Source organism: Mediterraneibacter hominis (genome assembly GCF_014287475.1).
Taxonomy (GTDB): domain Bacteria; phylum Bacillota; class Clostridia; order Lachnospirales; family Lachnospiraceae; genus Mediterraneibacter; species Mediterraneibacter hominis.
On sequence record NZ_JACOPF010000001.1, the window covers coordinates 1,189,665 to 1,203,732 of the forward strand.

Genomic DNA, 14,068 nt, shown 5'->3' on the forward strand with positions numbered 1-14,068 from the left:
TAATTGAATTACTGATTTGATTTCAGAATTTAACGTTTGATTCGCTGTCTTCGACGAGTGTTTTTACAACGCTGCCGCCAAAAAGAAAATTGTCCTTTCCGGCTGCTGTCTGGCAGACAAAAATTTCATCTGCTTTTCGCTGGGATATTCATTATAGCATATCCGGCCGGAAGGGACAATTCATAAAAACGCACAAAATTATTTTGTGTAACAGTTCAGCCATACAGTGTGCGGGAAGCATAAAACATGCCTGCATGTTTTTGCGAGCGTACATTTGTATGAGCTTAAGCGCCTGTCAATGAGTAAAACGGTGGCGGCCGCCACAATAAGCACGCAGTGCGGTTTTACGAATGGCGCGGGCTGAACTGTTACTATTTTTGAAATTATTTTGCCTGGATGTATCCTTTTGCCGTCAGGGACTCTGCGCACAATACGGCTCCACCTGCTGCGCCTCTCACTGTATTGTGGGACAGACCGATAAATTTATAGTCATAGATACTGTCCTCTCTGAGACGCCCAATAGATACGCCCATTCCTTTTTCATAATCTACATCCATTTTAACCTGCGGACGATTATCTTCCTCTAAATACTGTATAAACTGCTTCGGAGCGCTTGGAAGAAGAGCTTCTTGTGGAAATCCTTTAAAGCTTGTCAGCTTCTCAATAAGCTGTTCTTTTGTCGGTTTTTTCTCGAAATTGATAAATACCGCGGCGGTATGTCCGTTCAATACCGGCACACGTACACACTGGCAGGTAATCTTTGGAAGCTCGGCTTTTACAATCTGCCCATTTTCCACTTTACCAAGAACACGCAGCGGCTCCTGCTCACTCTTTTCTTCCTCTCCGCCAATATACGGGATAATATTTTCTACCATCTCCGGCCAATCCTTAAATGTCTTTCCTGCCCCCGAAATAGCCTGATAGGTAGTTACAACCAACTCTTTTGGCCCAAATTCCTTCCATGCCGCAAGGCAAGGCGCATAACTTTGAATGGAGCAGTTTGGTTTTACCGCGATAAATCCGCGTGTTGTTCCGAGACGTTTTTTCTGATCTGCAATCACTTCAAAATGCTCTGGATTGACCTCCGGAATAACCATAGGCACGTCCGGCGTCCAGCGGTGCGCGCTGTTGTTCGATACGACGGGAGTCTCTGTCTTGGCATATGCCTCTTCTATCGCTTTGATTTCCTCCTTTGTCATATCCACTGCGCTGAATACAAAATCAACCGTAGAAGCCACATGCTCCACATCATTTACATTCATCACAACCAGCTTTTTCACTGCCTCTGGCATAGGCGTATCCATTTTCCATCTTCCACCTACTGCCTCTTCATATGTTTTTCCCGCAGAACGCGGGCTTGCAGCTACTGTCACTACTTCAAACCAGGGATGATTTTCCAAAAGAGAAATAAATCTCTGTCCTACCATTCCCGTTGCTCCCAAAATTCCAACTCTTAATTTCTGTTCCATTTTTCCTCTCCTTCTTTCTTCTTGCTGTATATGTTCTACGGACTTTCTTTCTCTATTAGCCCTGCTCTTATCTAATCCTACTTTGCCAAATAGGCACGTGCTTCTTCTATTACCTTTTCCATCGCCTGTCTGCCCGGCGCCCCCACAGTATTTCTTTGTTCCACACAGGTTTTCATGCTGATCGCCTCATAAATGTCTTCTTCAAACGCTGGAGAGACCGCTTTAAATTCCGCAAGACTTAAATCGTCCAGCGCTATATGTTTCTCAATACAATGCAGCACAAGCCTTCCGACTATTCCATGTGCATCCCGAAACGGAACGCCATGGTTTACAAGATAGTCCGCCGCATCTGTCGCATTGGTAAACCCACGTCTGGCGCTGTCCTCCATCTGCCTTTCATTGAATTTCATAGTTGCCAGCATCCCAGTAAATAAAAGCAGACACCCCTTTGTCGTATCAATTGCGTCAAATGTAAGCTCCTTGTCCTCCTGCATATCTTTATTATAGGCAAGAGGAAGCCCTTTCATTGTTGTCAGAAGCGCCATCAATGCTCCATAGACACGCCCTGTCTTTCCTCTTACAAGCTCTGCAATGTCTGGATTTTTTTTCTGCGGCATAATGCTGCTTCCAGTACTGTATGCATCATCAATCTCTACAAATTTATATTCGTTGGAATTCCAGATAATCACTTCCTCTGAAAACCGGCTCAAATGCATCATTATGGTAGACATCGCCGAAAGGAGCTCAATCAGATAATCTCTGTCCGACACAGAATCCATACTGTTACGTGTAGGACCTGCAAAGTCCATAAGCTCTGCTGTATATTCCCTATCCAGAGGATACGTTGTCCCCGCGAGCGCTCCCGAGCCCAACGGACACATATTCATCCTTGCATAAATATCTTTCATGCGCATCCGATCGCGCTTGAACATTTCAAAATATGCTCCCAGGTGATGAGCCAGTGTAATCGGCTGTGCCTTTTGCAGATGAGTAAACCCTGGCATAAAGGTTTCGGTGTTTTCCTCCATCAGCTTTAACAGTACTTCCAGCATTTCTTTTAACAGCCCGTCCAGTTCTGTCACTTCATCCCGAATATACAGCTTCATGTCCAGCGCAACCTGGTCATTCCGACTTCTCCCAGTGTGCAGCTTTTTGCCTGCCGCACCTATTCTTTCCGTCAGCACCGCCTCCACAAAGCTGTGAATATCCTCATATTCATCCGTAATTGCCAGTCTGCCTTCCCTTACGTCTTTTAAAATTCCCTCCAGGCCATCTGTAATCTGGTTTTTCTCTTCCTCTGTCAGAATCCCCTGCTTTCCCAGCATGTTCACATGGGCAAGGCTTCCTCGTATATCTTGTTCACAGAGCCTTTTATCAAATGAAATTGATGCGTTAAAATTATATACCAACTGATCCGTTTCTTTCGTAAAACGGCCGCCCCATAACTGCGCCATTTTTCTTCCTCTTTTCTTCGCTCATATTTTTCACACTAGTTTATCACATAGAAGCACAGCCTGTCCAGTCTATCACCAGAAATTCTTTGGCATTGTGTGACAGTTCAGCCATACAGTGTGCGGGAAGCATAAAACATGCCTGCATGTTTTTGCGAGCGTACATCTGTATGAGCTTAAGCGCCCGTCAATGAGTAAAACAGTGGCGGCCACCACGATAAGCACGCAGTGCGGTTTTACGAATGGCGCGGGCTGAACTGTTACGGTATTGTTACTTCTTAATATAGAAAAACCGCCATACTGTTAAACAGACATTTCTGCTTCTTTTCAACAGTACAACGGTTTCCTGTTTTTTTAAATCCCTGTCATCTGCATGCCTCTTTTGCACATTACAGAAGCTCCCTCTGATGTGTGGCATACAAGTATTCGTCAATCGTATTGATAATCCGGTCTTCTGCCAGTGCTACCGGTTCATTCTCCAGCAGTCCTTCCCGCACTTTCGTATACTGAATCGGCATAAACTGACTCAAAAGATGAAGCGGCACTCCTAATTTCTCTAAATTTTCAAGGAGACGGTCACAAGCCTTTTCTACTGCTGGTGTCGGCATATAATACCTGCACCTATCAGAGAAAGAATATTTCCTTTTCATACGTATTTCCAGTGCACTTCCCTGATAGTGTTTTTTCCAATATTTATCATCCTTACACATTTCCTCATCCAGCGTCTCGGCAAAATGGCTCGGAGTAATATCTGTGCCATAGAGCAGCTCTTGTTCAATATGCTCCAGGGCGAACATTGCCTCACGCATCGCAAATGTAAGCGCCGGCCCTACCTTCAAAATACCGACACCGTCCTCAACCAGCTCCCGCAGCTTGATTTTTGTCTGATAATCGGTCGAATGTCCTTCAAATACAAGGTTAGGAAAATCCTTAATAGAAGCCATCAATTCCTTTGCTTTCTCACGATCATATTCTGTACACCCACTGTCCTTTTCTTCTACGCCTGGCTGTACAACAACTCCGATAACACGTTCCCATACATCCTGTCCAAGTCCTGCGTCCGCAAAAGCTTTCTCAAATGTCTGTACCGTACTTTTAAAGTCGTCTACTTTCGTTACCTGGACTCCCGTATCCTCACTTCCCACTGCGCCTCCTGGAATTGGCACTTCACTTCCGATAATATATACCGGCGGGATCGCATCCGGCTCTTTTTTCAAAAGCTCCTGATATGTCTTCTCTGCCACCTGTGCCAGACGTGCCCCACGCCTTGCAATGACTTCATCAGACAATCTTTCATCCTCCGCATCACTTCTCACCTTCATGCTGGTATCAATGTGGATTTTTGTAAATCCGGCTGCCACATAATGACGGATTAATTCTTCCGCATCTGCCATTGCCTCTGCTTCGTCCTTTCCGGCGAACGTCAGAGGCCCCAGGTGGTCTCCGCCCAAGAATATCTTTTGTTTGTCAAACCCGTTCTTCTCAGCAATTTCCAGAACAAACTCCTTAAAATCTGCCGGCTTCATTCCAGTATAACCGCCGTTTTGATCACATTGGTTTGCCGTACTCTCGATCAGTACGCAGGAACCATCTGATTTGCCCCTCTTTAGAGCTGCTTCAATCACATATTTGTTTGCACTGCAGACGGAATAGATTCCGACGCTTTTTCCTTCTTTCTGCAGTTCTACTATTTTTTTCAGTGGATTTAACAACATGATAATCCCTCCTTTTCTTTCTTCATCCTAGCACGAAAAAAGATACCATACTTTGGATTTATTAAACAATCATTTGCATTTTTTAAGAAAGCAAGAAATAGAGAGACAAAAAATGCGGTTGTGTGCTATACTGTTACCAAGTAAAATCTATAAAGAATCGAGGTTATTTCTATGTCATTAGTTACAACAAATGAAATGCTTAAGAAAGCACAGGAAGGACACTATGCAGTCGGCGCATTCAATGTAGAAAATATGGAAATGGTTATGTCAGTATTAAAGGCAGCAGAAGAAATGAACGCCCCGGTTATTATGCAGACAACTCCGTCCACAGTAAAATATGCTGGTCTTGATTACTATCTCGCAATGGTTCGTGCTGCTGCACAAAGAGCTTGCGTTCCGGTTGCCATGCATCTCGATCACGGCAGTAGTTTTGAATTGGCCATGCAGGCACTTCGGACAGGTTATACTTCCATTATGATCGATGGTTCTCACGAATCCTTCGAGGACAATATCGCACTTACCCGCCGTGTGGCAGACGCCTGTGCACCGTCTGGAATCAGTGTAGAAGCAGAGCTTGGAAAGGTCGGCGGAAAAGAGGACGACCTTGTTGCCGCAGATGATTCTCCTTATACAGATCCACAGCAGGCAAAAGAGTTTGCAGAACGCACCGGAGTTACTTCTCTTGCTGTTGCAATCGGCACGGCTCACGGCTTGTATAAAGGAACTCCAAAGTTAGATTTTGATCGCCTTAGCGCTATCCGCGAAGTTGTCTCAATTCCATTGGTTCTTCATGGAGCTTCCGGCGTACCAGATGAAGCAGTACGCGAATCCATCACACGTGGAATCTGTAAAGTCAATTTTGCAACAGAACTGAGGATTGCTTTCAGCGACGGCGTAAAAAAATATCTCCATGAGAATCCAGATGCCTTCGATCCGAAAAAATATGGTAAAACAGGCATGGATAACGTAATCCATCTCGTAAAAGAAAAAATTGCCGTATGCGGTTCTGAAGGAAAAGCATAAATATAAATTTAACTAATAAAGCTGCCTTCCGAGTGACAGGGTAAAAACTTCTGACTGAAAGTGACAGCAAAAAACACTGTGTCAGATAAGCAGGGCATTGACAGGAACCACTCGAACGGATGAGGTAAAGCGGGTCCTGCCCTGTGTTCTGATACAGTGTTTTTTGCGTACCTTTTATTAAATTATTAAAGTTTTTCTTCTTCAATCAAATTTTTCATGCTTTTTAAGCTGATTGCCAATGTAGACATATTATGAAGCAATGCGGATGTAGTAGGCTGAATCAGCCCGCCCACACCTAAAAGTATCAGAGCCGCATTGATACCTATAATGCTGTGATAGTTTGTATGAATCCGTTTCATCAGGCTTCTGCTTAAATAACGAAGTGTCACAATCTCATGCAGATCGCTTGCCATAATAGTAATATCTGCTACTTCGCGGGCTATCTCTGCTCCATCGCTGATTGCAATTCCTACATTTGAAGCAGAAAGAGCCGGTGAATCATTGATGCCGTCTCCTATCATAATCACTTTACGTCCCGCTGCCTTCTCTTTCTCAATAAATCCAGCCTTCTCTTCCGGCAATACTTCAGAATAATATTCCTCAATCCCAACTTTTCGTGCGATTGCCGCTGCCGTACGCTCACTGTCACCTGTCATCATTACGACATTTTCAATGCCTGCCTCTCTTAACTCTCTGACAATATCCGCCGCTTCTTCCCGCAGTGGATCCTCAATACAGATAACCGCTGCCAGTTCCTGATCTACAGCCAGATATAAATGCGAATACTCTTCTGGCAGCCTGTCAAATTTCTCCCTGTATTCTGGGCGCACCTGACATTTTTCATCATCAAATACAAAATGATAGCTTCCAATGATAACCTTCTTCTCTTCTATATAAGAAGAAATTCCATGTGCTACAATATAGTTTACCTTTGAATGCATTTCTTCATGATCCAGCCCCTTCTTCTTCGCCGCATCCACAACTGCCTTTGCCATAGAGTGTGGAAAATGTTCTTCCAGGCAAGCTGCGATTCGAAGCAGCTCATCTTCATTTCCCAGCCCGAAGGTAACAACCTCTTTCACAGTAGGCGTCGCCTTCGTAAGTGTGCCTGTCTTATCAAATACAATCGTCTTCGCCTCTGCAACTGCTTCCAGGTATTTTCCTCCTTTTACAGTTATCTTGTATTGTCCTGCCTCTCTTATGGCAGAAAGTACGGAAATTGGCATAGCCAGCTTTAATGCACATGAAAAATCGACCATTAAGACAGCAAGCGCCTTCATCGTATTGCGTGTCACAAGCCAGGTAAGCACAGTACCTGCCAAGGTATACGGCACAAGCCTGTCTGCCAAATGCTCTGCCTTACTTTCGACGGAGGACTTCAGCTTCTCGGAATCTTCAATCATAGCGACAATTTTTTCGAAACGGGTTGCTCCCATAACCGCCTTTACTTTGATCTCCAGTTCCCCTTCCTCCAGTACTGTTCCTGCATATACATATTTATATTTCTGCTTTCTCACCGGCTGCGCTTCTCCTGTCAGGGACGCTTGGTTTACCATCGCTTCACCGGCTGCCACCTCTCCGTCAAAAGGAATCACATTTCCCATATGCACGACAACTACGTCGCCCGGTTCAATTTCAGAAGCATCCACAAGCACTTCTTGTTCTTCTCTTTTCAGCCATACCTTCTTTACATCCAAAGACATACTGCGCGCCAAGTCACCCACTGACTTCTTATGCGTCCATTCCTCCAGAATCTCTCCAATTCCCAGAAGAAACATAACAGAACCCGCCGTCTTAACATCTCCCCGAAAAATAGAGACTCCAATTGCGGTCGCGTCCAGCACAGGAACTTCAATTTTTCCTTTTGCCAGGCACCGTACCCCTTTCCAGATATACTTTACAGACTTCAATGCAATATATGCTGCCCGCACCGGATATGGAAGAAACGCGTTTCTTCCGTAGTGCAGAAGGGCTTTTAAAATCAGCTTTTCCTGATATTTTGCATTTAACTCTCTGCCAGAGCTTTCCAAAACATTTGCCGGAACCTGTATATCCTCATACCGAAATGTTTTCAGCGCCTGTATGATTTTTTGGCGATCCTCTGTATAAGAAACTGTCGCATCCGCTGTGCGCTCATATACCTTTGCTTCTGTAACATTAGACAGACCGTTAAGAAAATACAGCAATATATCTGCTTCCTCATAGGACATTCGCTCCTGTACAAAATGTATGCGGAGACGTCCTTTTATTTCATGCTTAATAATAAATTTCACGCTGTTACCTCCAAAGTGATTCCCCCGCAGGCAGCTGCGGGGGAATAATCCTTACATTCTATTCTTCTGTAGCTGTCTGCTCCTTGGCATCTTCTTCTACACAAGCGGCTTCCTTCGCCGCCCTCTCTTCGTTCATCTGCTGTGCCTCTGCAAGAATGTCCTCTGCATTTTCCTGTACAGTCGTCGCTGTTTTCATAATGCAGTCCTTTGCGCGAAGTGCGGCCGCTGTACAACTCGTATAGACCTTCTTCGCATCCTTGCTTGACAAAAGCTTTACTCCTGCTGTCCCAAACAATACTCCACCTGCAAAAATACCTAACTTTTTCAATTTAAAAATATCCCACATAATTAAAACCTCCTGTTAATATATGTAATTTTTCTGTGTCTGTGTATACCCCTGCTTATTATCGGGATATTATTTGTGCTTGTATCCTGTGTAGAATACCATGAGAAAGCAAAAGACTGACGCCCATGCCCAGAATCTGTGCTGCTTCATTTTCACCACTCCCTTTACACATTAAAACATTTGTGAAACATTCTTTACAGTGACCTATCATAGCAATTGACCTTCCGGCTAGTCAATTCTAACACTATTTTTCGATAAATTTTATCATTAATCTCCATATTTTTACATATCCTTTTTCTGTTTCTCACTTATGAAATCCTTCCATTATCCATCTCAAATACTCTGTCTGCCAGATTCATTGTAGATTTTCTGTGGGAAACTAAGAGGACGGTTTTATTCTTTCTTGCTTCCTCCAGAGATTTTAATATTACGCCTTCATTGAGAGAATCCAGATTACTCGTAGGCTCATCGAGCAGAAGGAAGGGCGCATTATGCAAAAATGCCCTGGCTATTCCGATTCTCTGCCTTTCCCCTCCAGAAAGTGTATCCCCTAACTCTCCGACTTCTGTGTCATACCCTTTGGGAAGCGTCATAATAAACTCATGGATAGAAGCCTTTTTCGCTGCTTCTATGATCTCTTTCCTTGATGCTCCTGGTTTTCCAATCTCAATATTATTGGCAATCGAATCATGGAAAAGGTGTGTTTCCTGCGTCACATAGCTCTCTGTATCCCGAAGATACGTCGTAGGGATCTTTCTTACATCTCTTCCCGATATTTTAATCTCTCCTTTTTTGACATCCCAGAACCGCATCAGAAGCTTTAGCAAAGTAGATTTTCCTGAACCGCTTGCCCCATGAATTCCAATAATTTCCCCTGGCTTTACAGAGAAATTATAATCCTTTAGAATCCATTCGTCCTCATAGGCAAAATCTACATGCTCTGCTTTTGCTCCTGTAAAAGGTACTTTTAATCCCGCCTGCCTGTCTTTTTCATCTGGAACCTCCTCCACTTCTGGATTTTCCTCCAGAATAGAAAGTACACGCTCTCCGCTTGCCAACGTCTGATTTAGATTATTGGACAAACTGGAAAGAGCCACAACCGGACCAAAAGACCCCATCATTGCCAGAGTACAAATCAACACCCCGTCAAATTTCATACTTCCTGCATTATAAAGAAACAACGTCAGGAAAAACATCCCAAAGGAAAACAACAAAATCACCAAATTAGTAAAGGATCTCTGCGTCCCTTCCATTTTGCTTAATTTTCCCTGCATTTGCGCCAGTTTTAACGATCTCCTGGTTATCTCCTCTTTTTGATTCTTTCCTTGTCCATACTGGATCGTCTCATCCAGCCCACGCAGGGAATCCAGAACAAAGCTATTCAGTTTTCCAAATTCTGAACGAAATTCCATTCCTTTCTCTCCGCCCCGTCTTCCATTCCAAAACGGAATCAAGCCTCCTACGATAACATATGCAATAAATGCAAGTCCAGCGGCAATAAGACTTTGCCGTCCAATAAACAGAAGCATAACCAGGGAAGTCAAAACAGCGATCACAATTGGAGAGATCGTATGCGCATAAAACACTTCCAAAAGTTCTATATCCGTTGTAATTATTGAAATCAAGTTCCCTCTGTCTCTTCCTTCTAGTTTTGCCGGACAGAGCTTTCGAAGTGCAGCAAACACCTTATGGCGAATGATAGCGAGCAGTTTAAAAGCAATAAAATGATTGCAGTACTGCTCCGCATAGTGAAGAAGTCCCCTTAAGATTGCAGCAACCGCCATCAGAATGAAAATATGCCTGACATTCTGCCCTGCATACACTCCTTCAAGCACTGCCTTTCCTGCCAGTATGGTGAGAAATATCGCACAGAGATAGCCTAAAGTCCCAAGGAGAACTGCCGCAGTCATAATATGAAGAAGCGGTTTTACAAGCCCAATTAAGTCCAGCATGATTTTCATCCCGCTTCTTCTTTTTCTTTCCTTCTTCATGCCTGCACCTCCTTTTTATATTCCTCTAGTTTTCTCTGGTTTTCATAAAGTTTTGCAAAGATCCCCTGTTTTTCCATTAACTCCTGGAAAGTTCCACTCTCTGCTATTTTTCCACCAGAAAGCATATAGATACGGTCTGATCCTGTCACATTATAAAGTCTGTGCGATATTAGAAGTACAGTCTTTGTCTTTGCCAGTTCATGGATCACATTCATAATCATGTCTTCACTTTCCGCATCGATGTTTGAGGTTGCTTCATCAAATATATAAACAGGGGTATCCTTCAGAAGCGCTCTGGCTATCGAAAGCCTCTGCCTTTGTCCACCGGAGAGATTTGCCGCCCGTTCCTGCAATGGCGTATCAAGCCCCTGTCTGGTATTTAAGAATTCTAAAAGATTCACCTTTCTTAAAGCCTCTTCCATTTCCTCCTTCGAAGCATCTGCTTTTGCCATTTTTAAATTCTCTGCCACAGTGCCTTTAAACAGATGGCTGTTATGGCGCACCAAAGTAACTCTGCTTAAAAGAGACGCTTCCTTCACAGAAGCCAATTCCTTTCCGCCGATTTTTATTTTTCCTGCAAATCCTTTATTTTTTCCGGTAATAAGCCCTGCTATCGTACTCTTTCCACATCCAGATTCTCCTGCAAGTGATATAAAGGAACCTGCCGGAATTGTAAGTGTAATATCTTTTAGCAGGTCTGTTCCTTCCTCATAGGAAAAATAAACTTCTTCCAATTCTATTCCAAGCTCTTTATCCTCCAGCTCTTCTGTTCCTTCCGCCGGCTCCTCCATATCCAAAATCCGAAAAATTTTATCACTTGCCGCCATTCCATTCATTGCAATATGGAAGAAAGAGCCGAGAAGCCGCAGAGGAATAAAAAATTCGGATGCTAAAAGAATGACGCACAGTGTTCCTGACAAGTCCAGCTTTCCATGGAGAAATTCCCATACTGCTGTAATCATTCCTACGGCTGCTCCTCCATATGCCACAATATCCATCACGCTTGTAGAGTTTAGCTGCATAGTAAGTACTTTCATCGTAATCTTGCGGAACCGCTGCGCCTCCACATCCATCTCTTCCGCTTTCCTTTTATCCGCCTGGTAGATTTTCAGTGTTGTCAATCCCTGCAGGTTCTCAAGAAAACTATCTCCCAGCCCAGTATAGATTCCCCAGTACTTATGCAGCAGTTTTTGGGCAAATTTCTGTACTGCTACAATAGAAACCGGAATCAAAGGCACACATACTAAAAGTACTGCACTACTTTTCAAACTGACAGGGGCTAATACTACAAACAGTGTAACCGGTGCCAAAAGGCTGTAAAATAATTGCGGCAAATATTTTCCGAAATATGTTTCTAACTGTTCTACTCCCTCTGTGCTTACCTGCACGATTTCAGAGGTGGGCACCTTTTCTTTATAAGAAACACCCAGTTTCAAAAGCTTTTCATAAATTTTTTCCCGCAGAATCCGTTTTACATCTGCGCTTGCCTGATAGGAAGCCTTCGCCGCCATTTTCTCACATACAAACCGTATAACTATAACTACCGCCAAAATAAGCACTGTATTCCTGATGTTCTCCGCCTTTATGCTCTCACGCAAAGCGCGTTCTGCCATACTTGCAATCGTAAATACTGCGGCAATCTGGGAAAACAGTGCAATCCACTGCCAGATGACATTATATATAATATACTTTTTCGCATGGGACAATAATCCCACCAGTCTTTTCTTAATCATATCCTTCTTTTACATTCCTTTTCTGCTGTTCTTTTTCTTCTCTGCCAAAGTCACCTTCACATGCTTCAAAGCCATTACCGGATGCACAAATAACATCCGCGGCCCTGCATACCGCATAACTGCCTTTACTCTCTGCTGCATCTGTGTAGAATAGCAATGTACCTTGCATGCACTGCAGAAGGTTTTTATCTCCATAAACGGGCACTTCTGCGTTCTTGTCACCGCATACTCACGAAGTGCCTGACAGTCCTCGCAAAGTTTCTCCTTCGTGCCATGGTTTCCTCTACAGTAGATTCGTATCATGCAGTCCAGCATTTCAATTTCCTGCCTGCGCTTTTTTTCAATCCTATTATTTTTGTCCATTTTTGCACCTGCCTGTTATTCTGCCATTTCCAGCTTCTTTTCCTCTGTCTTAGCTGTACGAATTTTAAATGTAAAATAATAAATATGAAAAAGGGCGACTAAAAAAATGATTCCCTTAACATACCATATCGGAACAACTAAAAAGCTGATTAAAAAAATCAGACATAGTGTATACAATGTCTTTCTTTTTGCGTTCTTCGACATTTCTTTCTTGTGTACAGCCGGCTCCACATACTTTTTATACAGCCCTGTCTGTAAAAACCATGTATGAAACTTTTTAGAGCCTTTTGCGAAACAAATCGTTGCCAACACTAAAAATGGAGTTGCCGGCAGCACAGGAAGAACAATTCCAACTGTCCCAAGTCCGACAAAGAAAAATCCCAATCCAATAAAAAATCCATTTACTATTTTTTTCATAGCCACCTCTTTTTCTTCTTTCTAATGCCAATTGACTTTTACAGACAAAAAGCGCTTATCGGGAATACTCTCAGTAAGCGCTTTTTGTCAACATTTCAACTTTTCATTTTCAGAATGAACCTTAATAGATGTCACTTTCTGATCTTTCACATATCCACACCGCTTCAGTCCCTCCTGAATCACCTTATTTAGACTGCCCGACGACAACTGAAAACTTGTTTCATCATCCAATACGATCTTACAGGCATGTTCAAAATTACAGTTCTCAGAACAATTCACTTTATACATATTCTTTCTGCTGATTGCCCCGACCTCTTCAAGGGCGTTTATCATTCGATAGACAGTCGCAACGCCAATACGCTCATCCATTTTAGACGCTTTATAATATATTTCCTTGCAGCTGGAACACTCATTTTCCAGAATAATATCGATTAACATGAGACGCTGCTTTGTAATCCTGCATCCGTTTTCCTTCAGCCGTTCAATGATTTGTTCTTTCTTGCTCATGGTAACCTCCGTCCCACCTCTGTCAGCCGTTACGATATACTTATTACATTAAATCCAGCGTCCTCGACAGCATGCTTTAAATCCATCTCGCTTACCTCACGATCATAAGATACAACTGCACTGCCGTCATTTAAGCTTACCTTCGCCGATGCTCCTTCGACGTTATTAATCGCTTTCGTCACACTGTTTACACAATTCTCACAGTGCATACCGGATATTTTAATCGTTTTTCTGCCTATTACAGGTCCGTCCAGAGTTTTTTCTTTTGCTTTTTTCCCAGAACCGGTTCCTCCTGTACAACAGGGACCTTCTCCCTTAAAATGCATAATTGAGCCCTTGAACGCAAACCCAAGTAAAATAATTACAATTATTACTACAATTATATCTGCCATTGCAATCCCTCTTATTTTTTTTCATCATTTTTTCTACGGTTATGGCGTTTCTTAAGCCAAAGATACCCTTGATATATAGAGGCACCCACAATATAAATCAGAAGGAAAGCTCCAAAAGCGTAGAACATGGAACCTGTTGAATCTCCCATATCACAGCCGCCTTTCCTTTGAATCTGTCATTTTCTTGGAATGCCCGCCGCAGCCCGCACATTGTCCGCAATTGCCGCTACAACCCGCACATCCTATGTGCTTTCCTGCCTTTATATTTTTATATCCCCTGTATATCAGGAAAATACAATAAGCAACTATGAGTGTCAAAATCACAATATTTGCGATCATACTCTACACCTTCCTTTAAAGGGAAAGCCGGACACTTTTCTGTATCCAG

The 14,068-nt window shown here is 43.1% G+C and carries 14 protein-coding genes; 1 reads left to right on the forward strand and 13 read right to left on the reverse strand.

Features of this window, described 5'->3' with window-relative positions:
- Positions 1-383: 383 nt before the first annotated feature.
- The 3 genes from asd to H8S37_RS05815 all read right to left on the reverse strand — a co-directional run bounded on the left by asd (position 384) and on the right by H8S37_RS05815 (position 4,635).
- On the reverse strand, positions 384-1,469 hold the full coding sequence (gene asd, locus H8S37_RS05805) for an aspartate-semialdehyde dehydrogenase (RefSeq protein WP_186875057.1): 1,086 nt from the start codon (positions 1,467-1,469) through the stop codon (positions 384-386).
- A gap of 77 nt (positions 1,470-1,546) precedes the next feature.
- On the reverse strand, positions 1,547-2,923 hold the full coding sequence (gene argH, locus H8S37_RS05810) for an argininosuccinate lyase (RefSeq protein WP_186875058.1): 1,377 nt from the start codon (positions 2,921-2,923) through the stop codon (positions 1,547-1,549).
- 386 nt (positions 2,924-3,309) lie between these two features.
- Complete coding sequence (locus H8S37_RS05815; protein ID WP_186875059.1) at positions 3,310-4,635, reverse strand: class II D-tagatose-bisphosphate aldolase, non-catalytic subunit; 1,326 nt, start codon at positions 4,633-4,635, stop codon at positions 3,310-3,312.
- A gap of 171 nt (positions 4,636-4,806) precedes the next feature.
- On the opposite strand from H8S37_RS05815, the gene fba reads away from it, so the two are divergent.
- Positions 4,807-5,658 carry a class II fructose-1,6-bisphosphate aldolase gene (fba, locus tag H8S37_RS05820; protein ID WP_186875060.1) on the forward strand — a complete coding sequence of 284 codons (852 nt, stop codon included), beginning with the start codon at positions 4,807-4,809 and terminating at the stop codon, positions 5,656-5,658.
- A 185-nt stretch (positions 5,659-5,843) separates the two neighbouring features.
- Here the strand turns inward: fba and H8S37_RS05825 are convergent, their stop codons facing one another.
- From H8S37_RS05825 to H8S37_RS05870, 10 genes are all read right to left on the reverse strand, one after another.
- Positions 5,844-7,931 (reverse strand): heavy metal translocating P-type ATPase, encoded by a 2,088-nt coding sequence (locus H8S37_RS05825; RefSeq protein ID WP_186875061.1) that lies wholly within the window; start codon positions 7,929-7,931, stop codon positions 5,844-5,846.
- 58 nt (positions 7,932-7,989) lie between these two features.
- On the reverse strand, positions 7,990-8,277 hold the full coding sequence (locus tag H8S37_RS05830; RefSeq protein ID WP_186875062.1) for a DUF6110 family protein: 288 nt from the start codon (positions 8,275-8,277) through the stop codon (positions 7,990-7,992).
- A 308-nt stretch (positions 8,278-8,585) separates the two neighbouring features.
- Positions 8,586-10,268, reverse strand: a complete 1,683-nt coding sequence (locus tag H8S37_RS05835; protein WP_186875063.1) for an amino acid ABC transporter ATP-binding/permease protein — start codon at positions 10,266-10,268, stop codon at positions 8,586-8,588.
- Positions 10,265-12,001: an ABC transporter ATP-binding protein/permease gene (locus tag H8S37_RS05840; protein WP_186875064.1), complete on the reverse strand. Its 1,737-nt coding sequence runs from the start codon at positions 11,999-12,001 to the stop codon at positions 10,265-10,267. Before H8S37_RS05840 ends, H8S37_RS05835 begins: the two co-directional genes overlap by 4 nt.
- A gap of 9 nt (positions 12,002-12,010) precedes the next feature.
- On the reverse strand, positions 12,011-12,364 hold the full coding sequence (locus H8S37_RS05845) for a nitrous oxide-stimulated promoter family protein (protein WP_186875065.1): 354 nt from the start codon (positions 12,362-12,364) through the stop codon (positions 12,011-12,013).
- A gap of 15 nt (positions 12,365-12,379) precedes the next feature.
- Complete coding sequence (locus H8S37_RS05850; protein ID WP_186875066.1) at positions 12,380-12,781, reverse strand: YbaN family protein; 402 nt, start codon at positions 12,779-12,781, stop codon at positions 12,380-12,382.
- Between the two features lie 87 nt (positions 12,782-12,868).
- Positions 12,869-13,288: a Fur family transcriptional regulator gene (locus H8S37_RS05855; RefSeq protein WP_186875067.1), complete on the reverse strand. Its 420-nt coding sequence runs from the start codon at positions 13,286-13,288 to the stop codon at positions 12,869-12,871.
- A 29-nt stretch (positions 13,289-13,317) separates the two neighbouring features.
- The gene (locus tag H8S37_RS05860; protein ID WP_186875068.1) at positions 13,318-13,680 is read right to left on the reverse strand and encodes a heavy-metal-associated domain-containing protein; all 363 of its coding nucleotides are present in this window, start codon (positions 13,678-13,680) and stop codon (positions 13,318-13,320) included.
- Between the two features lie 11 nt (positions 13,681-13,691).
- Complete coding sequence (locus tag H8S37_RS05865) at positions 13,692-13,829, reverse strand: hypothetical protein (RefSeq protein WP_186875069.1); 138 nt, start codon at positions 13,827-13,829, stop codon at positions 13,692-13,694.
- A 1-nt stretch (position 13,830) separates the two neighbouring features.
- Positions 13,831-14,019, reverse strand: a complete 189-nt coding sequence (locus H8S37_RS05870) for a FeoB-associated Cys-rich membrane protein (RefSeq protein ID WP_186875070.1) — start codon at positions 14,017-14,019, stop codon at positions 13,831-13,833.
- Positions 14,020-14,068 lie beyond the last annotated feature (49 nt).